18 protein-coding genes are annotated in these 24,594 nt (G+C 60.1%); 16 read left to right on the top strand and 2 right to left on the bottom strand.

The window, feature by feature from the left end:
• The first annotated feature begins 69 nt into the window (after nt 1-69).
• From dnaA to C0V76_RS00970, 15 genes are all read left to right on the top strand, one after another.
• On the top strand, nt 70-1,494 hold the full coding sequence (gene dnaA, locus C0V76_RS01045) for a chromosomal replication initiator protein DnaA (RefSeq protein ID WP_216821615.1): 1,425 nt from the start codon (nt 70-72) through the stop codon (nt 1,492-1,494).
• A 640-nt stretch (nt 1,495-2,134) separates the two neighbouring features.
• Nucleotides 2,135-3,238, top strand: a complete 1,104-nt coding sequence (gene dnaN / locus C0V76_RS01040) for a DNA polymerase III subunit beta (RefSeq protein ID WP_101940509.1) — start codon at nt 2,135-2,137, stop codon at nt 3,236-3,238.
• 2 nt (nt 3,239-3,240) lie between these two features.
• Nucleotides 3,241-3,633, top strand: coding sequence for a hypothetical protein (locus tag C0V76_RS01035; protein ID WP_101940508.1), 393 nt, complete (start codon nt 3,241-3,243; stop codon nt 3,631-3,633).
• Between the two features lie 43 nt (nt 3,634-3,676).
• Nucleotides 3,677-6,154, top strand: coding sequence for a DNA topoisomerase (ATP-hydrolyzing) subunit B (gene gyrB, locus C0V76_RS01030; protein WP_101940507.1), 2,478 nt, complete (start codon nt 3,677-3,679; stop codon nt 6,152-6,154).
• Nucleotides 6,155-6,238: 84 nt separating this feature from the next.
• A complete protein-coding gene (locus C0V76_RS01025) occupies nt 6,239-7,873 on the top strand; it encodes a type I restriction-modification system subunit M (RefSeq protein WP_101940506.1) in 1,635 nt (544 codons plus the stop codon).
• Between the two features lie 42 nt (nt 7,874-7,915).
• Nucleotides 7,916-9,094, top strand: coding sequence for a YhcG family protein (locus C0V76_RS01020; RefSeq protein ID WP_254048163.1), 1,179 nt, complete (start codon nt 7,916-7,918; stop codon nt 9,092-9,094).
• A 28-nt stretch (nt 9,095-9,122) separates the two neighbouring features.
• Entirely contained in the window at nt 9,123-10,313 is a 1,191-nt protein-coding gene (locus C0V76_RS01015; protein ID WP_216821614.1) for a restriction endonuclease subunit S, read from the top strand.
• A complete protein-coding gene (locus C0V76_RS01010) occupies nt 10,313-11,545 on the top strand; it encodes an FRG domain-containing protein (RefSeq protein ID WP_101940504.1) in 1,233 nt (410 codons plus the stop codon). Before C0V76_RS01015 ends, C0V76_RS01010 begins: the two co-directional genes overlap by 1 nt.
• Entirely contained in the window at nt 11,542-14,700 is a 3,159-nt protein-coding gene (locus C0V76_RS01005) for a type I restriction endonuclease subunit R (RefSeq protein ID WP_101940503.1), read from the top strand. The genes C0V76_RS01010 and C0V76_RS01005 overlap by 4 nt, the downstream gene beginning before the upstream one ends.
• Before the next feature lie 42 nt (nt 14,701-14,742).
• The gene (locus C0V76_RS01000) at nt 14,743-15,834 is read left to right on the top strand and encodes an endonuclease NucS domain-containing protein (RefSeq protein ID WP_101940502.1); all 1,092 of its coding nucleotides are present in this window, start codon (nt 14,743-14,745) and stop codon (nt 15,832-15,834) included.
• A gap of 15 nt (nt 15,835-15,849) precedes the next feature.
• Entirely contained in the window at nt 15,850-16,644 is a 795-nt protein-coding gene (locus C0V76_RS00995; RefSeq protein ID WP_101940501.1) for a hypothetical protein, read from the top strand.
• Nucleotides 16,645-16,899: 255 nt separating this feature from the next.
• Nucleotides 16,900-18,291, top strand: coding sequence for an amino acid permease (locus C0V76_RS00985; RefSeq protein WP_101940500.1), 1,392 nt, complete (start codon nt 16,900-16,902; stop codon nt 18,289-18,291).
• Between the two features lie 73 nt (nt 18,292-18,364).
• Nucleotides 18,365-18,841 carry an Lrp/AsnC family transcriptional regulator gene (locus C0V76_RS00980; RefSeq protein WP_101940499.1) on the top strand — a complete coding sequence of 159 codons (477 nt, stop codon included), beginning with the start codon at nt 18,365-18,367 and terminating at the stop codon, nt 18,839-18,841.
• A 90-nt stretch (nt 18,842-18,931) separates the two neighbouring features.
• Nucleotides 18,932-19,546 carry a YitT family protein gene (locus C0V76_RS00975; RefSeq protein WP_101940498.1) on the top strand — a complete coding sequence of 205 codons (615 nt, stop codon included), beginning with the start codon at nt 18,932-18,934 and terminating at the stop codon, nt 19,544-19,546.
• Nucleotides 19,547-19,627: 81 nt separating this feature from the next.
• On the top strand, nt 19,628-20,824 hold the full coding sequence (locus C0V76_RS00970) for an amino acid aminotransferase (protein ID WP_101940497.1): 1,197 nt from the start codon (nt 19,628-19,630) through the stop codon (nt 20,822-20,824).
• 61 nt (nt 20,825-20,885) lie between these two features.
• Here C0V76_RS00970 and C0V76_RS00965 read toward each other — a convergent pair whose 3' ends face one another.
• A complete protein-coding gene (locus C0V76_RS00965) occupies nt 20,886-22,673 on the bottom strand; it encodes a sulfatase-like hydrolase/transferase (RefSeq protein ID WP_101940496.1) in 1,788 nt (595 codons plus the stop codon).
• A 159-nt stretch (nt 22,674-22,832) separates the two neighbouring features.
• Nucleotides 22,833-23,537, bottom strand: coding sequence for a TetR/AcrR family transcriptional regulator (locus tag C0V76_RS00960; RefSeq protein ID WP_101940495.1), 705 nt, complete (start codon nt 23,535-23,537; stop codon nt 22,833-22,835).
• Between the two features lie 155 nt (nt 23,538-23,692).
• Between C0V76_RS00960 and C0V76_RS00955 the strand changes: the two genes are divergently transcribed.
• Complete coding sequence (locus C0V76_RS00955; RefSeq protein ID WP_101940494.1) at nt 23,693-24,574, top strand: helix-turn-helix transcriptional regulator; 882 nt, start codon at nt 23,693-23,695, stop codon at nt 24,572-24,574.
• Nucleotides 24,575-24,594: the final 20 nt, after the last annotated feature.

Raw genomic sequence — 24,594 nt, 5'->3', positions numbered from 1 at the left:
TTGATCAACCCGGGGCAGCCCCCTCCAGCCGCAGCAGCGCTGGACACAAGAACAAGATCCGAACAAACCGTGAGTCAAGCTTTCTGGAATGCCTGTCTGGCCCGCCTGGAGAATGAACTGCCCGCACAGCAGTTCAACACCTGGATCCGTGCGCTCGAGGTAGCCGAAGCTGGAGAAGCGGGCGGTATCAAACTCTGCGCGCCCAACCGTTTCGTCCTCCAATGGGTGCGCGAGCGCTATCAGCGCCGCCTTGAAGAACTGGCCGCTGAATTTTTCGGCGCCCCCACCGTACTGAGTCTGGAACTTGGTACTCCCGGCAAGAAGCCAACTGCAACACCAGCCCGTCCGGCTGCGGCACCAAGTTCTCCACAGTCCATTTCCAACAGCCTGCCCAAGACTGCAAGCCAGGCTTCAGGCAATGTGATCGAAGCCCCGGCGATTCATACCGGTGGCAGCACTGCCTACGAAAAGACTCGCCTCAACCCGGCCTTCACCTTCGACACCCTGGTGACCGGCCGCGCCAACGATCTGGCCCGCGCAGCCGCCATCTCGGTCGCCAACAACCCTGGCAGCAGTTACAACCCGCTCTTCGTATATGGCGGTGTTGGCTTGGGCAAGACGCACTTGATCCACGCCATCGGCAACGAAGTGTTGCGCCACAATCCGAAGGCCGTGGTGCGCTATGTACATGTGGAGGACTATTTCTCCGACGTGCTGCGTGCCTATCAACAAAAGAACTTTGACGCATTCCAGCGCTACTACCGTTCGCTGGATCTGCTGATGATCGACGACATCCAGTTCCTCGGCGTCGGCAACAAGGATCGTACACGTGAAGAATTCTTCCACGCCTTCAATGCGCTGACTGAAGCCAAGAAGCAGATCGTGATCACCTGCGATACCTATCCTAAGGATATCCAGGGTCTGGAAGACCGCCTGATCTCCCGCTTCGACTGGGGCCTTACGGTGCAGATCGAACCGCCCGAGCTCGAGATGCGCATTGCCATTCTCAAGAAGAAGGCTGAGTTCGACAACGTGCCGTTGCCGGATGACGTGGCCTTCCTGATCGCCAAGAACCTGCGCTCCAACGTGCGCGAACTCGAAGGTGCGCTCAAGAAGGTCGTGGCTTACGCCCGCTTCCATGGCCGCGAAATCAGTCTGGAGCTGGCCCGTGAAGCACTACGCGACCTGCTCGCAGCGCACAACCGTCAGATCACCTTTGAACTGATCCAGAAGACCGTGGCGGACTTCTACAAGATCAAGCTTGCCGAGCTGCTCTCCAAGAAACGTACGCGCAACATTGCACGTCCGCGTCAGATCGCCATGTACTTGGCCAAGGAGCTCACCCCGGCTTCACTACCGGCCATTGGTGATGCTTTTGGCGGGCGCGACCATACAACGGTGCTGCATGCCTGCCGCACGGTGACTGAACTGCGCCTCGGCGACCAGCAACTCAACCATGATTTGCACGTCCTGACCCAGACCTTGAGGGGATAAAAAGCGACAAACAGCCTGTGTACAAGCATGGGAGTGGCAGCGGAGCAAATGTGGACAAGAACGGGTTTGCCGCTTGTGCCAGAAATCATCCCCACTCCCCCACAAGCTTCAAGTGCTCCTGCACACAGGCTAATGAACAGGGTTAAGCTGTTGAATAAAAAAGAATTTAAAGGCTTATCCACAGAAAAGTGGCTGATATATTAGTAGTAATAGGTTTATATAAGAACTCTTGTTAACAACAGAACAGTCAGCTGCAAAGCCTGCGGCCTCCGTCCAGATGGAAGCTAGGTGAGTGGATTGGCAAACTGAAAATTCCTGAAAGACTGCTGACGATCTATTGCAAGAAATCGTCAGCGGAATGAAGAACGCCCGGAACTCCCGATCGCTGCCTCGCAGTAAGATCATGAACAAGCTCCGGAACGCGGCAGGAATGTGGACAAGAGCAGGCAAGCCCTGGGAAGGAATTGTGAACAAGTAGGTTTCAAGCTAGTCAGGCAAAAACGCTCCACATTTGCACACACACTTGTCCCTACCCTTTCCAACAGCTTCATGAACATGGTCAAGCTTTTGAATCAATTGCTTTTTTTGTGCTTATCCACAGAAAATGGCGCGATATATAAATAATAGGAGGTTTATATAAATGCTCTTGTTAACAAGCAGTCGTGATGCCTTGCTGGCGCCTTTGCAGTCGGTTTCAGGCATCGTTGAAAAACGCCATACCCTGCCGATCCTGTCGAATGTGCTGATCGAGAAGCTAGGTGACACGCTCACCCTGCTGGCTACAGACATCGAGATCCAGATCACCACCCACCAGATTTCTCAAGGGGGCGGTGAGGATGCTTCGATCACAGTGGGCGCACGCAAACTGCAGGACATCCTGCGCGCCCTGCCTGATGGCGAAGTGAGCCTGCTGCTGGACGACAAGCGCCTTACGCTGAAGGCCGGCAAGAGCCGCTACAACCTGCAGACCCTGCCTGCCGCCGATTACCCGCGCATGCAGCTCAACACGGGTGAAAGCCTCACCCTGCGTCTGCCACAGAAAGATTTCCGCCGCCAGTTGGCCCAAGTAGCCTATGCTATGGCCGCTCAAGACATCCGCTACTACCTGAACGGCCTGCTGATGCAGGTGATGGGCACAGAATTGCGTCTGGTGGCCACGGATGGCCACCGCCTGGCCCTGTCGTCCAACACACTCGAAGAGGAATTCCAGAAAACCGAGGTGATCCTGCCGCGCAAGACCGTGCTGGAACTCACCCGCCAGCTTGCCGACAGCGATGATCCGGTCGAGATCGTGATTACCGGCAACCAAGCCTGCTTCCGCTTCGGCCCGATCGAGCTGATCACCAAGCTCATCGACGGCAAGTTCCCGGATTACGAACGGGTGATCCCGCAAGGCAATCCGAAGCTGGTCACGGTGCATCGTGCTAGCCTGCTCTCTGCCCTGCAGCGAGCTGCGATCCTGACCAACGAGAAGTTCCGTGGCCTGCGTGTGGTGCTCGAAGCGGGCCTGCTGCGCATCATCAGTTCCAACGCCGAGCAGGAAGAGGCCCAGGAAGAGCTCGAAATCTCCTACTCGGGCGACAGCCTGGAGCTGGGTTTCAACGTGACCTACCTGCTCGATGTGCTGAACAACGTGGTCACCGATACCGTCGAGATCCACCTCAACGAGCCGATGTCCTCCGCACTATTCACCCTGCCTGGCAATGAGCAGTTCAAGGCTGTCGTGATGCCGATGCGAATCTGAGCATGGATGCAGCCTTGCTTCGTTGCCTCCTGATCCTTTGCGCGGCCATCCTCACGGCTTGCTCTGCGCCTGCTCCCTTGCCGCCTCACGCAGCCCGGGAGCAGGTACGCGAGATCAGCGGACGTGAGCAGCTGGCCGGTCGTATCGTGGGTCAGCCACTTGCTGGCGGGCGTTTTGTCCGCCTCGAGATCGGCATGAGCCGCAGCGAAGTCGAGCAGTTGATCGGCAGGCCTGCTGCCGTGGATGCCCAGTCCGGTGGCGTGGGCTGGTTGCCCTACTACTTCGGCTCGGATGCCTGGAGTACCGAAAGCTACTACAAGGGTGAGGGCCGGCTGGTATTCAACGCCGACAGCCGCCTGATCCTCATCGACGCTAGCGAACAGGCGCGCAAGTAAGCGCCTGATCCTGCCCATCGAATATCCCTGAAACAGGAACACCATGTCCGAACAGAACCAGCAACCCGCCTACGACGAAGACAGCATCCAGCAGCTCGAAGGTCTGGAAGCCGTGCGCAAGCGCCCCGGCATGTACATCGGCGATACCTCCGATGGCACCGGTCTGCATCACATGGTGTTCGAGGTGGTCGATAACGCTATCGATGAAGCACTGGCCGGCCACTGCGACGACATCGTGGTGACCATCCACACCGACAACTCGATCTCGGTCACCGACAACGGCCGCGGTATTCCGGTCGGCATCAAGTTCGATGACAAGCACGAGCCCAAGCGCTCGGCAGCTGAAATCGTGATGTGCGTGTTGCATGCTGGCGGCAAGTTCAACCAGAACAGCTACAAGGTCTCTGGCGGCTTGCACGGCGTGGGCGTGAGCTGCGTGAATGCGCTCTCCAAGTTTTTGCGTCTCACCGTGCGTCGTGATGGCAAGAAGCACTTCATCGAGTTCAACAAGGGCAAAGCGATCAACCGTGAGATCGAGATCCAGAACGGCGTCGAAGTCTCGCCGCTGAAGGTGATTGGTGACACTGAAAAGCGCGGCACCGAAGTTCATTACCTGGCTGATGAGGAAATCTTCGGCAAGATCGAATACCACTACGAAATCCTTGCCAAGCGCCTGCGCGAGCTTTCGTTCCTGAACAATGGTGTGAAGATCAAGCTGGTCGACCAGCGCAACAACAAGGAAGAGGATTTCGCCTTTTCCGGTGGTGTGAAGGGCTTTGTCGACTACATCAACCGCGCCAAGACCACCCTGCACCCGAACGTTTTCTACGCCGCGGGCACTACGCTGGTGACTACCGGCCAGGTTCAGAACGTCGAGTTAACGGTCGAAGTTGCCATGCAGTGGAACGACAGCTACCAGGAACAGGTACTGTGCTTCACCAACAACATCCCACAGTCCGACGGCGGAACCCACCTCACCGGCCTGCGCGCGGCGATGACCCGCGTCATCAACAAGTACATCGAAGAAAACGAGATCGCCAAGAAAGCCAAGGTCGATATCTCAGGTGATGACATGCGTGAAGGCCTCGCCTGCGTGTTGTCGGTCAAGATGCCGGATCCGAAATTTGCCTCGCAGACCAAGATGAAGCTGGTGTCCGGCGAAGCCCGTCCGGCGGTGGAAGAAGTTGTAGCCGCCAAGCTAGCCGAATTCCTGCTCGAAAAGCCGATCGATGCCAAGACCATCTGCGGCAAGATCGTCGAAGCCTCGCGTGCCCGCGAAGCGGCCCGCAAGGCTCGCGAAATGACCCGCCGCAAAGGCGTGCTGGACGGCATCGGCCTGCCCGGCAAGCTCGCCGATTGTCAGGAAAAGGATCCCACCAAGTGCGAGATCTACATCGTCGAGGGCGACTCCGCCGGTGGTTCCGCCAAGCAAGGCCGTGACCGTAAGTTCCAGGCCATCCTGCCGCTGCGCGGCAAGGTGCTCAACGTCGAGCGGGCGCGTTTCGACAAGCTGATTTCCTCCGAGCAGATCACCACCCTGATAACCGCGCTCGGCACCGGCATCGGCAAGGACGACTACAAGCCCGAAAAACTGCGTTACCACCGCATCATCATCATGACCGATGCGGACGTTGACGGTGCCCACATCCGTACCCTACTGCTCACCTTCTTCTACCGCCAGATGCCCGAGCTGGTCGAAGGTGGCCACATCTACATTGCTCAGCCGCCGCTCTACAAGATCAAGCACGGCCGCAACGAGATGTACATCAAGGACGATCACGAGCTCTCTGGTCACCTCCTCAAGCTTTCCCTTGATGGCGCTTCGCTGCTGCCGCGCGAAGGCGCAACGCCCATCGAAGGCACGGCCCTCGAAGAAATGGCCCGTGCCTACCTGCTCGCCGAAGCCGTCATCAACCGCCTCACCAGCTGGATCGATCCAGACGTGCTGCAAGCCGCCATGGCCCACGATATCGAGCTGAGCCTTGTGGATGAAGCCGCTACCCGGGCCTCCGCCCAGCGTCTGCAGGTCGTTGCACCGGTCAATGTCACGGTGATTGCCGAGTTCAACGAGATTCACGAAGCCTGGCAACTCACGCTTGAGCGCATGCATCACGGCAACATCAAGCGCACAGTGATCGATCCGGAATTCATCGTCTCCGGCGATTACGTCACCATCCGCCGTGCCAGCCAGCTCATCAACGGTCTGATCGGTGAAGGCGCAACCATGCGCCGCAACGACAAGGCCAGCCCGGTGAAGAGCTTTAGCGAAGCCATCACCTGGATGCTCAACGAAGTCGAACGCAACCTTGGCAAGCAGCGTTACAAGGGGCTCGGCGAGATGAACCCCGAGCAGCTGTGGGAAACCACCATGGACCCGGCCGTGCGCCGCCTGCTCAAGGTGCAGATCGACGATGCGATTGCTGCGGACGAAATCTTCACCACGCTTATGGGTGATCAGGTTGAGCCACGCCGTGATTTCATCGAGCGCAATGCGCTGAATGCTCGCAACATAGACGTATAACTATTTCTGGCACAATGAACGGGCGCCTATGGCGCCCGATTTTTTTGTGCTTAAGGGACTCTGCCTGAAAGCTTTCAACACCCAATGAATAACGAAGAACAGCAATTCCTGAACAATCTCGACAAACAGCTCTGGTCTGCGGCTGATCGTTTGCGTGGCTCAGTCAACCCCAGCGAGTACATGCACGTCGTGCTGGGGCTCGTCTTCCTCAAGTACATCTCCGACGCTTTCAAGGAACGTCGCACCGAGCTGGAAGCCGCATTCAAGGACCCCGCCAACGACTACTACCTCGGTGACGATGCAGGCGAGCTGATCGAGCAGGAGCTCGAAGCCCGCGACTACTACACCGAGAAAAATGTCTTCTGGGTACCCGCCCTCGCGCGCTGGGATTTCATCAAGGACAACGCCAAGGTCGCCATCGACACCGTTCTCGAAGTGAAGAACGGCAAGACCTACGAGTACAAGTTCAAAGGTATCGGCCGCCTGCTGGACGATGCGCTCGAAGCAGTCGAAAAGGAAAACCCCAAACTCAAGAACGTGCTCGACAAGAGCTACGCACGCTGGCGTGTCGACGAATCCCTGCCGGGCCTGATCGACGAGTTCTCCAAGATCCCCTTCAACCACGCCTCGCTCAAAGCCAAGGACATCCTCGGCCACATCTACGAATACTTTCTCGGCGAATTCTCGATTGCCGCAGGCAAGCGCGGGGGCGAGTTCTACACGCCCAAGAGTATCGTCAGCCTCATCGTTGAAATGCTGGAACCCTACGAGGGTCGCGTGTATGACCCCTGCTGCGGCTCGGGTGGCTTCTTCGTGCAGAGCGAGCGCTTCGTCGTCGAGCACGGCGGCAAGATCGGCCAGATCAGCATCTATGGGCAAGAAGCCAACCCCACCACCTGGCGCCTTGCCTCGATGAACATGGCCATTCGCGGGCTGGATTTCGACTTTGGCAAAGAGCCCGCCAGCACCTACACCAAGCCTCAGCACCTCGACCTGCGCGCCGACTTCATCATGGCCAACCCGCCCTTCAACATGAAGGCCTGGAAAGAGGGCGTGAAGGAAGACGACCCGCGCTGGAAATACGGCACGCCGCCTGATGGCAACGCCAACTTCGTGTGGATGCAGCACATGATCCACCACCTTGCACCGCATGGTTCGATGGCCCTGCTGCTCGCCAACGGCTCGATGAGCAGCAACACCAACAACGAAGGCGAAATCCGCAAAACCATCGTCGACGCCGACCTCGTCGAATGCATGGTCGCGCTGCCCGGCCAGCTCTTCACCAACACGCAGATTCCCGCCTGTATCTGGTTCCTCACCCGCAGCAAGGCGCAGCGCAAGGCCAGCCGCAATCGCAAGGGCGAAGTGCTGTTCATCGACGCACGCAATCTCGGCTACATGAAAGACCGCGTGCTGCGCGACTTCAAAGTCGAAGACATCGCGAAGATTGCTGCCACCTTCCATGCCTGGCAGCGTGGCGAGAGCTACACCGACGAAGCCGGCTTCTGCAAGGCCGCCAGACTCGAAGACATCCGCAAGAGCGATTACGTCCTCACCCCCGGCCGCTACGTTGGCGCCGCCGCGCAGGAAGTCGACGCCGAAGCCTTCGAAGACAAGATGGCCCGGCTTACCGCTGCCCTCGGCGACCAATTCAAGGAAAGCGCCCGTCTCGAAGCCGAGATTCGCAAAAACCTCGCCGGGCTGGGCTATGCACTCTGAAGCCATCACTTGTGCAACGAAGCTTTGCACAAGCACCACACCATGATCGCGCCAAAGAAAGCATCCGCCCGCAAGGCCGCTAAGGCGCCGACAGCAAGCGTGGCGACCGACGACGCAACGCCCGACGAACGCCGCCAACTCGGCCGCGTCGACCGCAGCGCCATGTTCCCGGTGGCCGCTCCGGCCGGCGACCTGCCCGCCGACTACGCCGCATGGTTTGCCGAGATCAAGCAATGCATCCAAGGCGAACGCCTGCGTCTAGTGCTCGCCAGCAACAGCGTGATGATCCAGCTCTACTGGGACATCGGCCAGCGCATCCTGCACAAGCAAGCCGAGCAAGGCTACGGCAGCAAGGTCATCGACCGGCTGGCCGCCGACCTGCGCGCGGCCTTCCCCGACATGAAAGGCTTCTCACCGCGCAACCTCAAGTACATGCGCGCCTTTGCCGCCGCCTGGCCGGATCGCGAACTTGTGCAACGGACCGTTGCACAACTGAGCTGGGGGCAGAACATCGTGCTGCTCGAAAAGCTTGAGCACGACCAAGACCGCCTCTGGTACGCCGCCCGCACGCTCGAACACGGCTGGTCGCGCGACGTGCTCAACCTGCAGATCCGCAGCCTCGCCCACCAGCGCCAGGGCAAGGCTCAGCACAACTTCGCCGCCACCCTGCCGCCGCCCGAATCCGACATGGCCGCGCAGGTTTTCAAAGACCCCTACCTGTTCGACTTTCTCGGCACCGACGCCCCGCGCCGCGAGCAGCAACTCGAACAAGGGCTGATCGAGCACATCCAGAAATTCCTGCTCGAACTCGGCCAGGGCTTTGCCTTCGTCGGCCGCCAGGTGCATCTCGAGATTGGCGACGACGACTTCTACCTCGACCTGCTCTTCTACCACCTCAAGCTGCGCCGCTATGTCGTCATCGAACTCAAGGCACGCAAGTTCGCCCCCGGCGACGGCGCCCAGCTCGGCATGTACATGACAGCCGTCGACCGCCTGCTTGCCCACCCCGACGACAAACCCACGCTGGGCCTGCTGTTGGTGCGCGAGAAGAACCGCGTGCTCGTCGAATACGCGCTGGCGGGCAGCACCCAGCCCATCAGCGTCGCCGAATGGGAAACCCAGCTCACCCGCGCCCTGCCGCAGGAACTGGAAGGCAGCCTGCCGACGATTGAGCAGATTGAGGCGGAGTTGAGTGGGGATGTAGGGGGCAGCGATGAGTGAGTGGCAAACGCTTGCCTTGGAAGATTGCATGGAAGCAATCATCGACTACCGTGGCAAGTCACCGAACAAGACGACATTCGGCGTGCCATTGATTACTGCAAAAGTGGTCAAGGGTGGACGGATAGAAACTCCAGACGAGTTCATTGCCGAGACTGACTACGACGATTGGATGTCACGCGGTATACCGCAGGCTGGCGATGTGGTGATGACCACTGAGGCTCCATTGGGTGAAGTCGCTCAGCTTGATGGCCGCAAGGTAGCACTCGCTCAACGCATCATTACGTTGCGCGGGAAGCCTGGAGTTCTCGATCAGAATTTCTTGAAGTTCTTGCTGCAATCACAGTCAGTTCAGGAAGAGCTTCGCTCACGTGCAACTGGAACTACGGTTGTTGGAATCCGACAAAGCGAGCTACGAAAAGTCAATCTGACTTTACCTTCATATGAAGCTCAAAAATACATTGGACATATTCTCGGCTCTCTCGACGACAAAATCGAAATGAACCGTCGCATGAACGAAACGCTGGAAGCCATGGCGCGGGCGATCTTCCAGTCCTGGTTCGTCGACTTCGATCCCGTCCGCGCCAAGGCCAGCGGCGAACCCACCGAATCCATCTGCCAGCGCCTCGGCCTCACCCCCGAACTTCTCGCTCTGTTTCCCGATAGTTTCGAGGACTCGGAGCTTGGAGAGATTCCTCAGGGTTGGTATCCAACAAGATTGGATGATGTTCTGGAGCTGGCCTATGGCAAGGCGTTGAAGGCAGCGGATCGAGTAGAAGGACCATTTCCAGTCTATGGGTCCGGGGGAGTAACGGGCTTCCACAACGAATCCCTCGTCGACGGGCCTACGGTCATTGTTGGCCGCAAAGGCACTGTGGGAAGTTTGTATTGGGAAGACGGAGCTTCTTTTCCGATTGATACGGTTTTCTACGTAAAACCTAAAGCGCAACTGACTTACTGCTATTACCTGCTACAGACCTTGGGTTTGGAGGACATGAATACAGATGCTGCTGTACCGGGGCTCAATCGCAACAATGCATATCGGTTGTTTACTTCATTTCCGTGCGGCGAGTTACGAGAAGCATTCGACAATATTGCGATGAGTATTCGTAGGCAGATTTTTTCGAACTCTGAACAGTCGGAAAATTTATCGAAGATTCGTGACACGCTCCTTCCAAAATTGCTTTCCGGTGAGCTGGAGATTCAGGAGATTGACGACTGATGAGCGAGCCGAAAGACACTCCAGCAGTCAGGTACTTTGAGAAAGTCCCTTGTTGGCCCAACTTCGCATCTACGGGCGAGATGGGTGGTGGTCGTGTTCCTGCGACCAAACTAGATAGCTGGAGAGACATAGCAAAGATCATCGAAGAGCCATTCTTCAAACGCCAAAAAACGCAGCTTGTGTTCCGTGGGTCACGTCGTTTCGATTGGTCTCTCACACCGAGTCTTGGCCGCCTAGATTCGCGTGGCATCATCACGCAAGAAGTTGCAAATGCTCAGCTCAAACTTTTCCGGCATGCGATACGTGGCCGCATATCGGACCATACGCTGGTAGACATTGACGACGAAAACACCAAGGAGCTTTGGTCTGTAGGCCAGCATCACGGCTTGCATACACCTTTGCTGGACTGGAGCTATTCGATCTATGTCGCACTGTTTTTCGCTTTTGCCGATGACGATGCTTCTGAAGAAAATCCATTTCGCGCAATTTATGTGCTGAACAAAACTCATGTTGAGCACGATGGGCATTGTCCCGAGGTTACGATTGTCGAGCCACGCAAGGACGATCATGGCCGGTTGGTGAATCAAGCGGGCCTTTTCACTTTGTCAGCGTATGGAGATACGTTCGAAAACGTCTTGATCAACTCACTGCAAGACGAAGTGCTAGGCGAGGTTGATGAGGATAAAGAAGATGAAGAACTCGCCAGGTACCTCTGCAAGATCTACATCCCGAACAAGGATCGCGACGAGTGCCTGCGTCATCTCCGGATGATGAACGTTCACTACGCGAGCCTGTTCCCCGATCTGATCGGCGCTGCAAGCTATTGCAATTCCTTGGTGGCTGAATTTTCCAAGTCGACCCAAGAGGAACAAAAAGTTCAGGTCGATGCTATCGCGCAAGTTCAACCGCTCGTTGAGGAACTACAGCCCGTTACGAATCGAATTGCCCCGCCGACAGAAATCATATTCAGCGTACTGCTGAAGCACGCTGGCATCAGCAATGTTCAGCTTGGTGATTCACCTTCTCTGGTTCTGGAACTGGCAGAGGTTCTTCGAAATACCCAGCTTCCCGATTGGGACCGAAGGGAAAGCATATTGGCGTCGATGCGAACGGCAACTCGCGCTGTATTGCGACGACACGACTACCCTGTTGATTTGCGAGATGCGTTGGTGGATGCATTGATAGAAGCGCTTCCACGTCCGCCACGAGAAGAGGGTGAGGTTCTGGAATGACCGAAAACGACCTCGAACAACTCGCCCTCAGCTGGTTTCAGGACACCGGCTGGGACTATCGTGCCGGGCCGGACATTGCGCCTGACAGCGATACGCCTGAGCGCAGCGACTACCGTCAGGTGCTCTTGCAGGGCGAGTTGCACGAGGCGCTGGTGCGGCTCAATCCGCAGTTGCCTGCATCGGTGCTCGACGAGGTCGCGCATCAGCTCGCCAAGCCTGAGCACCCCTCGCTGATCCAGAGCAATCGCGCCTTCCACGAGGCGCTGGTGAGCGGCGTGCAGGTCGAGGTGGAGATCGAGGGTGAGCGGCGCGGTGATCGTGCGGTTTTGATCGACTTCGAGAACCCTGAGCGCAACCACTTACTGGTGGTGAATCAGTTCACGATTCAGGGCCAAAGCCAGAAAGGTGTGCGGCCGCGGCGGCCGGATCTGGTGTGCTTCATCAATGGATTGCCGATTGCGGTGATCGAGCTGAAGAACCTCGCGGCCGAGCAGGTGGGCATCAAGGATGCGTTCAACCAGTTGCGTACCTACAAGGAGGAGATTGCGGATCTCTTCGTGTACAACGAGGCGCTGGTGATCTCGGATGGGCTGCAGGCGCGCGTGGGTTCGCTGACGGCGAACTTCGAGCGCTTCCTGCCCTGGCGCACGGTGCGGAACGAGAACGACCGGCCGCTGCTGGAGTTCGAGCTGGAGAAGGTGGTGCGCGGCTTCTTCGCGCCAGAGTTGTTGCTCGATTATCTGCGCTACTTCGTGTTGTTCGAAATGAGCGATGGGCAGATCGTCAAGAAGATCGCGGCCTATCACCAGTTTCATGCGGTGCGCGCGGCTGTGCGCGCAGCGGTGATCGCCGCTACGCCAGTGCCGGTGAATACGCTGCAGGAGCAGTGGGCGACTTATGCCGACAAGGTGAAGCCGGGCTCGCGCATGGGTGGCATCGTGTGGCACACGCAGGGCTCGGGCAAGAGTATTTCGATGCTGTGCTTTGCGGCCAAGCTGATGCAGCAGAAGGAAATGCACAACCCCACGCTGGTGGTGGTGACGGATCGTAATGATCTGGACGGCCAGTTGTTCGAGACCTTTGTCGGCGCGCGCAGCCTGCTGCGCGAGCTGCCGCAGCAAGCGGGCAACCGCGAGGAGCTGCGCACCCTGCTGGCTGGGCGGCCTTCGGGCGGCATCATTTTCACGACGGTGCAGAAGTTCACGCCGGATGCGGGCGAGGAGACTTTCCCCCTGCTATCAGACCGCCACAACATTGTGGTGATCGCCGACGAGGCGCACCGTTCGCAGTACGGCTTCCGCGCGGTGCTGGACAAGAAGACCGGTCGCTACAAGTACGGTTTTGCCAAGCATCTGCGCGACGCGCTGAAGAACGCGACCTTCATAGGCTTCACGGGTACGCCCATCGAGGGCACTGACAACGACACGCGTCAGGTGTTTGGCGAGTACGTGAGCATCTACGACATTCAGGATGCGGTGGACGATGGCGCGACGGTACCGATCTTCTACGAGAGCCGGTTAGCCCGGCTGAACCTCAACCCGGCGGAGATGGAACAGCTCAATGCCGATGTGGAGGAGGTCTTTGAGGACGAGGAAGACGCGGCGCTGAAAGAGGCGGAGAAAACCCGCTGGGCCGCGCTGGAAAAACTGGTGGGCGCACAGCCGCGCATCGACCAGGTGGCAGCCGACATCGTGCAGCACTTCGAGGCCCGTAACGAGGCGGTGGCAGGCAAGGGCATGGTGGTGGCGATGAGCCGCGAAATCTGCGCGCGGCTGTACCAGGCCATCGTCGAGCTGCGCCCGGACTGGCACAGCGACGACCCGGCGCAAGGCGCGATCAAGGTGGTAATGACGGGTTCAGCCGCAGACGATGCGCTGCTGCAGCCCCACATCTACAACAACCAGACCAAGAAGCTGCTGGAGCGGCGTTTCAAGGATGTGGCCGATCCACTCAAGCTGGTGATTGTGCGCGACATGTGGCTCACCGGCTTCGATGTGCCCTGCCTGCACACCATGTACATCGACAAGCCGATGCGCGACCACAACCTGATGCAGGCCATTGCGCGCGTGAACCGCGTGTTCCGCGACAAGGAAGGCGGCCTGGTGGTGGACTACATTGGCATCGCCGCCGAGCTGCGCAGCGCGCTGCGCACCTACACCGAGAGCAAGGGCAAGGGCCAGCCGACGCTGGACGCGGCCGAGGCACTGGCCAAGCTCAAGGAATTGATGGAGGTGGCACGGCACCAGTTGCATGGCTTCGACTTCAGCGCTTATCGCACGCAGGCGGCCGTACTCTTGTTGCCCGCTGCGAATTTCGTGCTGGGGCAGGAGGAAGGCAAGAAGCGCTGGGCCGACGTGGTGCTGGCGATCACCAAGGCTTTCTCGCTGTGCGGCACGCTGGACGAGGCGCTGCCGCTGCGCGAGGAGATCGCCTTCTTCCAGGCAATCCGCGCGGTGATTGCCAAGGCGACGACATCGGACGCGAAGCTGACCGAGGAGAGCCGCAATGCGGTGCTCAAGCAGATCCTCGACAACGCGGTGGTGGCCGAGGGCGTGGAAGATATCTTCAAGCTCGCAGGCTTGGAGCGGCCGAACATCGGCATCCTGTCAGACGCCTTCCTCGAAGAAGTGCGCCAGCTGCCGCAACGCAATTTCGCCGTGGAGCTGCTGCAGAAGCTGCTCAACGACCAGGTGAAGTCGCACATGCGAACCAACGTGGTGCTGGAGCGCAAGTTCAGCGAGCGCTTGCAGGCCGCGCTGAATCGCTACCTGAGCCGCGCAGTGGAGAGCGCACAGATCATCGAAGAGTTGATCGCGATGGCGCAGGAGTTTCGTGAAGCTGCAATGCGCGGCGACAAGCTGGGCCTCAACGATTCCGAACTCGCTTTCTACGATGCGTTGGCCGACAACGAGAGCGCGGTGCGTGAGCTGGGCGACGAGGCACTGAAGAAGATCGCGATAGAGGTCACCGAAAAGCTGCGCAACAGCACGTCAGTCGACTGGCAGAAGCGTGAGAGCGTGCGTGCGCGTTTGCGCAACCTGGTGCGCATCACGCTGCGTCGCTACAAATACCCGCCGGACATGCAGGAAGAAGCGATCCGCCTGGTGCTGGAGCAGGCGGAAAGATTGTCTGAGGGTTGGAGTTCCGGTGTGTGACGCCAGCTGACGATTGATTTCTGAGACCAAGAGATACGCGAAATGCCCATCCACCACGCCATCTGGCGCGTCGGCGAGACGCCCACCCAGCTCAACACGACGCGCCTGACCAGCGAGCAGCAGCTCGAAGACATGATCGTGCGCGATCCACGCATTCTCTCCAGCGAGTGGATGTTGATCGGTCGGCAGGTGCATACGCAGGATGGTGGGCGTATCGATCTGCTGGCGATTGCGCCGGATGGTTCGCTGGTGCTGATCGAGCTAAAACGCGACCGCACGCCGCGCGAGGTGGTGGCGCAGGCGCTGGATTACGCATCGTGGGTCGCCGAGCTGACCCCGGATCGCCTGGTGCAGATCTATGCGCGCTTTTCGAACGGTGGCAGTCTGGATGCAGACTTCGAAAAACGCTTTGGCACCCCGCTCGATGAAGAGACCTTGAACCAGACGCACCAGATCATTCTGGTGGCGGCCGAGCTGGACCCTTCGACCGAGCGCATCGTCGCCTACCTGAATGCGCGCGACATCGCGATCAATGTGCTGTTCTTCCAGGTCTTCGAGCACAAGGGCGAGCCCTTGCTGAGCCGCGCCTGGTTGATTGATCCGGGCGAGACGCAGGTGAATGCGGCACAAACCAGCGGCGGTGCGGGTGAGGCGCGTGAGCCCTGGAATGGGGAGTTCTATGTCTCGTTTGGTAGTGGGCGCAGCTGGGAGGATGCCCGCCGCTATGGCTTCATCAGCGGCGGTGGCGGGGCCTGGTACAGCCAGACGCTCAAGCTGCTCCAACCGGGCGACCGCGTGTGGGTGAAGATTCCCGGTACGGGCTATGTGGGCGTGGGGCGTGTGCTGGAACCCGTGCAGCCGGTCAGCAGCTTCAAGCTCGATACGTCGGAGGGCGAGCGGCTTGCCATGGAGGTGCTGCAGCATGGTGAGCGTTATCGCCAACATGCGGATGATCCCGATCTCGCCGAGTATTTTGTCCGGGTGCAGTGGCTCGATACGCGTGAAGCCCGGCAGGCGGTGAATGAAGTCGGTCTGTTCGGTAACCAGAACACAGTGTGCAAACCCACCACCCCGAAGTGGCGCCATACGGTGGAGCGTTTGAAAACCAAGCTCACCAACTGGGATGTGCAGTAGGCTGCTCAAGGGAAGATGATGATCGGTCTCTCCGATATCAAGACCGGCATCGACATCCTGGAGAAACTGGCGGGATGGGTGCGTAGTTTGCGCGCGAAGCGCAAGCAAGCGCCCGAGTCTGTTGCAGGCCGGTTTTTCCGTTTGTTTGAGGCACATGGAGTTCATCGCAACCAGATCCCGCGTTTTTTCGGTCATGGGCTGACTCTGAAGGATGTGCAGAGCGAAGCAGAGCTGCTGCCGAAGCTCGATGAGACGGCGCTGCAAGCGGCCTGCAATCTGTTTGCCGTTCGCCGTGAATGGCTAGACGGTGCGGAAGAGAAAGCTTACGACGGCCATGACTTCTATAAGCATCCCGAGCAGGTCGAAGGTTTCCTGCAATCACTGATCGAAGCAAATCCAGATGGTGACCTGGATGGAGTCCTGCTGGCTTCCGAGGAGAGGGAAGGGCAGGCACTGATCATTCTCAGGGAGACGATTGGCGCCATCGGCGAAAAGCCGATCTACCGTTATCACCTGCTCAACAACTGGACCTTCAGCTACTGGAAAGCACGCGCCTACCTGGCTGCCTGCGTAGCCGTTGCTTGGAGAAAGCGAGTGTGTATCCGCGGCGTCTTTGCGGATCACAAGACAGTTGAGGAGCTTGCTTCAGAGAAATGTTTGGTAGGCGTGGTTTGCGAGGGCTTTGAGGCCTACCTTGGTAGGAAGTGGTACCCCGAAGATATGGCTCTCAAGCCGGAGGTGTTCCTCAAAGGCATCGATCCTGAGCTGAACAACTTCGGCATTTCCTCGGCCATAGGGCTTTTCCCGTGACGTGACCCACATTGGCCACTGGGGAACTGGCGATCTGGAGCTGACCCTTCGCACGCCCGCCGACTTCGAGAAAGCCAAGGCTCTGATCGAGCGGGCGTACCAGGAAAACTGAGCACGCCTACATTTGAGCCGGGGCAATCCAGCAGGATCGGATGAGCAGACCTTGATGCACGAATCGTGTAAGGTTTCGGATCCTTGAGGATGGTTTGTGCGGAATTCTGCATGCATCTTCATTTGCTTCCGGTATCGAGATCCATGTCTGCACACGAGAAAAATCCGGCCTTGAAGAGAGGCCTCAAGAATCGCCACATCCAGCTGATCGCGCTGGGCGGTGCCATCGGCACCGGGCTTTTCCTCGGCATCGCGCAAACCATCAAGCTGGCTGGTCCGGCGGTGTTGCTGGGCTATGCGATTGCCGGCCTGGTGGCTTTCTTCATCATGCGCCAGCTCGGCGAGATGGTGGTCGAGGAGCCGGTGGCGGGCTCCTTCAGCCATTTTGCGAACCGTTATTGGGGCGGCCTGGCCGGCTTCATGTCCGGCTGGAATTACTGGGTGCTGTATGTGCTGGTGAGCATGGCTGAGCTGACCGCCGTGGGTATCTATGTGCAGTACTGGTGGCCCGGCATTCCGACCTGGATCTCGGCGCTGTTCTTCTTCGTGCTGATCAATGCGATCAACCTGCTGCATGTGAAGCTCTTCGGCGAGATGGAGTTCTGGTTCGCCATCATCAAGGTGCTGGCCATCATCGGCATGATCGGCTTTGGTGGCTATCTGCTGATCAGTGGCCAGGGCGGTGCGCAGGCCAGCGTGAGCAATTTGTGGCAACTGGGCGGCTTCTTTCCGCACGGCATTAGCGGACTGGTGATGGCCATGGCGATCATCATGTTTTCCTTCGGCGGGCTGGAGCTGGTGGGCATCACCGCAGCCGAAGCGGATGACCCGGCGCACAGCATTCCGAAGGCCACCAATCAGGTCATCTACCGCATCCTGATTTTCTATGTGGGCGCGCTGGCGGTGTTGCTGTCGTTGTTCCCGTGGGACAAGGTGCAGGAGGGCGGAAGCCCCTTCGTGATGATCTTCCATGCGCTGGATTCGGATCTGGTCGCCACGGTGCTGAACGTGGTGGTGCTGACCGCTGCACTGTCGGTCTATAACAGCTGCGTGTATTGCAATAGCCGCATGCTGCTGGGCCTGGCGCTGCAGGGCAACGCGCCGGAGGCGCTGGCGCGGGTCAATCGGCGCGGCATTCCGGTGGCGGCGCTGGGCGTGTCGGCCACAGCGACGGCAGGCTGTGTGCTGCTCAACTACCTGATGCCCGGCAAGGCTTTCGGCCTGCTGATGGCGCTGGTGGTGGCGGCGCTGATCATCAACTGGGCGATGATCAGCATCACTCACCTCAAGTTCCGCCAGGCCATGGCGCAGCGTGGCGTGACGCCGCGCTACCGCAGCTGGGCCGCGCCACTGACCAACTACCTGTGCCTGGCTTTCATGGCGGGCATCCTGGTGGTGATGTGGCTGACGCCGGACACGCGCATCTCCGTGTCGCTGATCCCGCTGTGGCTGATCGTGCTGTGGGCTTTCCATGCCCTGCGGCGCAGGCTGCCGCAAGCCGCGCTCGGCGAGCCTTTGCCGGCCGAAGCCGAGTAGTCGCCTCTTCGCAGCGCGGCCTTCCAGCCACGTTGTGATTCTTTACGCCATCCTTCACCGGGAACCTGCAGGCATGAGTGATTCCATCGACGACAACGACCGCAAGATGCTGGATCTGTTGCGCCATAACGGTCGCCTCACCAACCAGGAGCTGGCCGACCTGATCGGGCTCTCCGCCTCGCAGTGCTCGCGCAAGCGGATCGCCCTGGAGCAGGCCGGGCTGATCCTCGGTTATCACGCCCAGCTCTCGCCGGAGGCCGACGGCACGCCGGTGATGGGGGTGGTGGAAGTGCGCCTGCTGAACCACACGCCGGAGTCGACCGAGCTGTTCCATGCCTTCGTGCGGCAGGCCGAGTCGATCCGCGATGTGTTCAAGCTCACCGGGGATTACGACTATCTGCTCAAGGTGGCGGTGGCGGATCTGGCCGAGCTGAGTCGCCTGATTCAGCAACTGGCCGGCCTGCGCAACAGCGTGGGCCACCTGCGGACCTCGGTGGTGCTGGAGCGGCTCAAGGAATCCGGCGTGGTGATTGCTCAAGCGGCATCCTGAAGCACATATCGGTGTTATATCTGAAACAAATGCATACTTTGTGCGTTTGTTGTCTTAAAATTGCACGGTTGAATCTTTTTCGTGCAATTCATGAACACCCTGAGCCTTCCTGAACGAGTGCCGCATACAGCGCTTGAAGACATCATTGCCCTGCTCTTCGGCACCCTCGTCGTCTCTTTCGGCGCCAGCTTGCTCAAGCAGGCCGGGGCACTCACCGGCGGCATGGCCGGGCTGGCCTTTCTGATCCACTACGCCACCGGCGTGAAGTTTGGCGTGGCCTTCTTCCTGCTCAACCTGCCCTTCTACTGGCTGGCCTTCCGCCGCATGGGCAAGGCTTTCGTGGTGAAAACCTTCTGCGCGATCCTGATGGTCTCGGTGTTCACCGAGCTGCATCCGCGTTTCATCGATATCTCGCACCTCAACCCCTTTTACGCGGCGATTTTCGCCAGCGTGATCATGGGCCTGGGCTTTCTGGTGCTGTTCCGCCACAAGGCCAGCCTGGGCGGGGTGAACATCCTGGCGCTGTACCTGCAGGACCGTTATCAGTGGCGCGCCGGCAAGATCATGATGGCGGTGGATGTGTGCATCATGCTGGCTTCGCTGGCCGTGGTGAGCCTGCCGATTCTGGCGGCCTCGATCTGCGGCGGCGTGGTGCTGAACCTGATCATCGCGATGAATCACCGCCCGAACCGCTATCTGGCCTGATCCAGAATCCCCACGGATTCCAATACACTGCGCACTCAGCCTAGCGGGCGATGCCTATCTGACTTTTCCGGACCCCGACCCATGTTCCAGCATATCGACGCCTACGCCGGCGACCCCATTCTGTCGCTGATGGAAACCTTCAAGACCGATCCGCGCGCGGATAAGGTCAATCTCTCCATCGGCCTCTACTACGATGCCAAGGGTGTGATTCCGCAGCTCGACGCCGTACAGCAGGCCTACGGCCGCATCGACGGGCGTCGTGCGGTGCCCAGCCTGTATCTGCCGATGGAGGGCATGAAGCCCTATCGCGAGGCGATCCAGGGTCTGCTCTTCGGTGCAGACAGCTCGGTGGTGGCCGCTGGCCGCGTGGCAACGATCCAGACCCTTGGCGGCTCCGGCGCACTGAAGGTGGGCTCGGACTTCCTCAAGCGCTATTTCCCGCAGTCCGAAGTGTGGGTGTCGGACCCGACCTGGGACAACCATGTGGCGATCTTCGAAGGCGCCGGCTTCAAGGTCCACACCTATCCCTACTTCGACCCGCAGACCCTTGGTGTGGCCTTCGACGCCATGCTCGCGACACTTTCCGCGCTGCCCGCAAAGAGCATCGTGCTGCTGCATCCCTGCTGCCACAACCCGACCGGCTCGGATCTCACGCCGGCGCAGTGGGACCGCGTGATCGAAGTCGTGCGCGCCCGCGAACTGATTCCCTTCCTCGACATTGCCTATCAGGGCTTCGGTCTGGGCATGGAAGAGGATGCCTATGCGATCCGCGCACTGGCCGCGGCAGGCCTGCCCTTCCTGGTGGCCAACTCCTTCTCCAAGATCTTCTCGCTGTATGGCGAGCGCGTCGGCGGCCTGTCGGTGGTGTGTGAGAGTGAGGACGCCGCGGCTCGTGTGCTGGGCCAGCTCAAGGCCACGGTGCGCCGCAACTACTCCAGCCCGCCGATGCTCGGCGCCGAGCTGGTCGCCACGGTACTGGGTGATGCCGGCCTCAAGACGACCTGGCTGGCCGAGGTGGAAGGCATGCGCACGCGCATCCTGGCGATGCGTGAAACCTTGCGTACCGCGCTGGGCAACAGCCTGCCCGGACGCAATTTCGACTACCTCGTCGAGCAGCGCGGCATGTTCAGCTACACCGGTCTCTCCGCCGCCCAGGTGGATCGCCTGCGCGAAGAAGCCGGCATTTACCTGATCCGCAGCGGCCGCATCTGCGTGGCCGGGCTCAACGATGGCAACGTCGGCCGGGTGGCCGAGGCGTTTGCGAAGCTGATGGCGTGAGCGCTACCCGCCCGGTTTTCAGCCCGCCCGCAATGGGCGGGTTGAAAATCGGCGGCGGAACTCAAAGGTCGATGCGGTCGATCTGCCAGTTAATGCCCTCGAAAGCGGGCATTTCGCGACCATCATCCACGCCGATCTCAGCCTTGATGATGGCCTCCAGCTTGGTATTCATCACTTGCAGCAGCGCGGCGCTGGATTCGCGCTGGCTGGCGAGGTTGCGCATCTCCTGCGGATCTTGCTGCAGGTCGAAGAGCTCCACGTCGTTCCAGCGGAACAGTTCATCCAGATTCTTCGGCGAATTGCGCTCCAGCGGTGAGAAGTAGCGGCTGAATTTGTAGCGACCGTCAAACACCGTGCGCAGGCTGCCGCGCTTCTTGAAGTTGGGCCGGTAGCCCGCCGCTTTCACGGCTTCCTTGGGGTTTTGCCCGACCGCGCGCGCTTCAGCGATGAGTCGGGTGAGCTCGCTGTCGTTGGTGGCGAGCCCGCTGTAGGTGAATAGCACGCTGTCCCGCACGGCGTGCAGGCCCGCCTTGCCGGGGGCTGTGAACAGGGGCCCGAGATCCTTGCCGGGCAGGGGGCGGCCGGCCACTTCGGCAACGCGGTCTCCCCTTATCCCGGCCATACCGAGCAGGGTCGGTACAAGGTCGATATGACCACTGAGCGCACTGCAATCCTGCCCGCCACGCACATCCGGGTGGGCAATGATCAGCGGCAGATGAATCGCTTCCTGATAGGCCATCGGCCCCTTGCCGCGCAGGCCATGAGCGCCACCCATTTCGCCGTGATCGGAGGTGAAGACGATCACCGTGTCTTCACTGAGGCCCAGTGCGTCGAGCTCGTCCAGCAGGCGCAGCAACTGGGCATCCACCGAGCGGATCGAGTTGAAATAGAAATCCGAGAAGCGTTGCCAGCGGGCGTCTTCGGGCGGGATGCTGCCGAGGGTATAGCCCCAGGCCCGGTTGAATTCGGCGTGCGCGGCGGGTCGCCCGGGGGCATCCAGAGGCTGGCGCAGATTCGCCGGCAAGGCAGCGTTCCAGCGCTGACGATAGGCCGGATGCTCCGGCGCCCGGGCGGCGTGCATCATCAGCTTGCCGTTGTCCTGCACCGATTCGCCAGGCGCATCGGTGTTGAAATACATGATGTCGTGCGGATTCACCAGACTCACGAAGAGTGACCAGGGCTTGCCTTCCTGCTGCAGCGCCTGCCCGGTTTCGCGCAGCCAGGAAACCGCGCTGCCAGCGATCATGTGATCGTGCTTGTAGCCGCCCAGGGTATGCACCAGCACATCGCCGGGCCACACGAAGTCGGCAAAGCCGTAGCCTTCCATTTCCTTCGTGAAGAGCTTGTCCGGAGCCTCGGTATCAAAGGCGGCATTCAGATGCCACTTGCCCTTGTAAGCGGTGTAGTACCCAGCCTTGCGCAGCATGTGGCCGATGGTTGGCACATCGGGAGCGAGTGCTTTCACGTACGGCATGTCGGCGTTCTCGAACATGCGGTTATCCGCCGTCTGCAGGCCGGTGAGCAGCACCGCCCGTGAGCTGGTGCACATCACGGCCGGGCAGTAGTGATTGTGGAAGGTGACACCACGCTGCATCAGCCGCGAGTGGCCGGGCAGGTGCAAGCCCTTGGGCCATTGCTTGATGTAGCGCTCCTGATCCGTGAACACGAACAGGATGTTCGGCTGCCGGGTGCGCGGCTGTGCGGAGCGCGGCAGGGCGGCGGCTGGCGCTGCTGTGGCCTGACTGCTCATGGCACCGGCCAGCAGCGGGGCTGCAGCGGCGGCGCTGGCCATCTGCAGGAAATCACGCCGCGACGTGCTATCGGGTTTCTGCTCTGGGCTTGTGCTCATTGACGCTCTCCATGGGGCCTGCGCCAGCTCATGCGGCAGGCGGTTTGTCGGGGCTGGCTCGTTCAGTGCGAGCCGTGGCGGGGCAGTCTGTATGCTGCCCTGGTCACGTCATCATGGCATTGGCTTCAAACTGACGCAATCGTCAACATGAAGGCAGCGTCAGTCGGGCTCGGCCATCAACTGGCTGACCCGGACGAAGAGTGAATCCTCGGGCAGGATCAGCTCGCCGAGCGGTTCGCGAGCAAGGCGCGCGGCTGTTGCTCCCGGCACGCCCAGCGCCTGCAGGATGGCTTGGGCAAAGAGCTCCGGATATTCCGCCGCGACTTCGCCTGCTGCCATGGTCTCAAACGCGCACACCACGGGGCCCAGCACGAGGTCCTGCAGCAGGCGTGGAGGAAGCGGGCTGAAGCGGCCCGAGGCAAGGCCCGCGCCGATATCGCGCATCAGCTTGGCGGTGGCTTCCCCGCCCTGACGGATGGCGGCCACGCCCCCGCGCGTGACAAAGGCCGCGAATGGCGGACAGCGGCGGGCCAGACTCAGCGCCAGACGCAGGCCTGCCGCGACGCGCGCCCCGGGATCGCGGTGCTGCAGCACGAGTGGATCAATGAGCCGCACGATCTCGTTGCTGGCTGCTTCGGCGGCGGCGGCAAACAGATCTTCGTTGGCCCGGAAGTGGTTGTAGAAAGTGCCGCGTGAAACCCCTGCCCTGGCAATCACTTCGTCTATGACTGAGGCATCTACGCCACGGCTGGCGAAGACCAGCAACGCGCTCTCGATGAGGCGGGTGCGCGTCTTCTCACGGCGAGCCGCGCCAACACGACTGCGGTGATCGGGTGGCGCGGCGGTGAGCGTGCGGCGGGTCATGAATGAGGGCTGGCCGTGAAAAACGCCAGTCTAGCGCCCGCCCGGGCCTTGTGGCAGGCAGGAAAACGCCATTGCCCAGCCAGAATTCCGGCCAGCTCCGCTAGACTCCTCCGGGTGGCTTCTCTCCTTTGCGTGTATGACAGGTCATCCGCCCCATGCCCCTGAGTCTCTTTGCCTACCGCCGCCAGAACGGCAACATGCGCCGCGTCACCAACAAGATCGCGGCGAGTCTGGACGAGGACGTCACGCTGGAAGATCTGGCCGCCGCCACCAATCTCTCGCCGGCCCACATGGTGCGGCAATACAGCCGCCTGTGCGGCGAAGCGCCGATGCAGACCCTGCGCCGGCTGCGCCTGCAGCGGGCTTTTGACCTGATCGGCAAGGGGCCTTACGGCCGCTTCACGGCCATCGGCTTTGCAGCCGGCTACGGCTCCAGCGCGGCCTTCACGCATGCCTTCCGCAAGCAGTTCGGCATCGCGCCGAGCGATGTGCCCTCGATCATCCGCCCCGAACCTGTGCCGCAGCCTCTGGAGCTGGTCTATCTGCCTGAGCGCACGGTGTGGAAGTTCGACTATGAAGGGCTGTACGCCCAGAACGGCTGGTACAAGGCTAACCTCGTCTGGCAATGCACGCTGGCCGGGCGCGATGATCTGTTTTCCTGGCGCATCAACGATCGCGACCATCCCTTTTCCGAGCGTGGCGCGAATCGCGTCAGGCTCACCCACTTTGTGCCTCAAAGCGAATTGCCCACACCGCTGGATGCGGACCGGCTCACCCTGCTCGGCGGGCACTATGTGGTGACCGAAACCGTGTTCAACGAGCGCACTGGCTTTGTCGCCGCGCTGGTGGACCGGATCCGCGACGAGATGGACTGCCGCTTCATTGATCGCCCCAGTCTTGAACGCGAGCCGGCCGAGCGCTGCTGGCGTGTCCCGCAGGAGCGGCGGGTGCTGATGTATCTGCCAGTCGAGCCGCTCAATGCGCGTGGCCGCGTGTTGTGTCAGCGGGCAGAAGCTGCGGCAAGACGCAAATCCTGATCAAAAGTGTGGAGCCCGGA

Source organism: Uliginosibacterium sp. TH139, from assembly GCF_002855595.1.
In the GTDB taxonomy this organism is placed as follows: Bacteria; Pseudomonadota; Gammaproteobacteria; order Burkholderiales; family Rhodocyclaceae; genus Uliginosibacterium; species Uliginosibacterium aquaticum.
The sequence above is the reverse complement of the archived record's forward strand: the minus strand, read 5'-3'. Positions and strand labels throughout refer to the sequence as shown.

Bases quoted from the DNA above. Each gene is read 5' to 3' on its own strand.
- C0V76_RS00955 (WP_101940494.1), top strand. From the start codon at position 23,693: ATGCCCCTGAGTCTCTTTGCCTACCGCCGCCAGAACGGCAACATGCGC.
- C0V76_RS01020 (WP_254048163.1), top strand. From the start codon at position 7,916: ATGATCGCGCCAAAGAAAGCATCCGCCCGCAAGGCCGCTAAGGCGCCG.
- C0V76_RS00995 (WP_101940501.1), top strand. From the start codon at position 15,850: ATGATGATCGGTCTCTCCGATATCAAGACCGGCATCGACATCCTGGAG.
- C0V76_RS00960 (WP_101940495.1), bottom strand. From the start codon at position 23,537: ATGACCCGCCGCACGCTCACCGCCGCGCCACCCGATCACCGCAGTCGT.
- C0V76_RS01005 (WP_101940503.1), top strand. From the start codon at position 11,542: ATGACCGAAAACGACCTCGAACAACTCGCCCTCAGCTGGTTTCAGGAC.
- C0V76_RS00965 (WP_101940496.1), bottom strand. From the start codon at position 22,673: ATGAGCACAAGCCCAGAGCAGAAACCCGATAGCACGTCGCGGCGTGAT.
- C0V76_RS01010 (WP_101940504.1), top strand. From the start codon at position 10,313: ATGAGCGAGCCGAAAGACACTCCAGCAGTCAGGTACTTTGAGAAAGTC.
- C0V76_RS01015 (WP_216821614.1), top strand. From the start codon at position 9,123: ATGGAAGCAATCATCGACTACCGTGGCAAGTCACCGAACAAGACGACA.
- C0V76_RS01000 (WP_101940502.1), top strand. From the start codon at position 14,743: ATGCCCATCCACCACGCCATCTGGCGCGTCGGCGAGACGCCCACCCAG.
- dnaN (WP_101940509.1), top strand. From the start codon at position 2,135: ATGCTCTTGTTAACAAGCAGTCGTGATGCCTTGCTGGCGCCTTTGCAG.
- C0V76_RS00970 (WP_101940497.1), top strand. From the start codon at position 19,628: ATGTTCCAGCATATCGACGCCTACGCCGGCGACCCCATTCTGTCGCTG.
- gyrB (WP_101940507.1), top strand. From the start codon at position 3,677: ATGTCCGAACAGAACCAGCAACCCGCCTACGACGAAGACAGCATCCAG.
- C0V76_RS01025 (WP_101940506.1), top strand. From the start codon at position 6,239: ATGAATAACGAAGAACAGCAATTCCTGAACAATCTCGACAAACAGCTC.
- C0V76_RS01035 (WP_101940508.1), top strand. From the start codon at position 3,241: ATGGATGCAGCCTTGCTTCGTTGCCTCCTGATCCTTTGCGCGGCCATC.
- C0V76_RS00980 (WP_101940499.1), top strand. From the start codon at position 18,365: ATGAGTGATTCCATCGACGACAACGACCGCAAGATGCTGGATCTGTTG.
- C0V76_RS00975 (WP_101940498.1), top strand. From the start codon at position 18,932: ATGAACACCCTGAGCCTTCCTGAACGAGTGCCGCATACAGCGCTTGAA.
- C0V76_RS00985 (WP_101940500.1), top strand. From the start codon at position 16,900: ATGTCTGCACACGAGAAAAATCCGGCCTTGAAGAGAGGCCTCAAGAAT.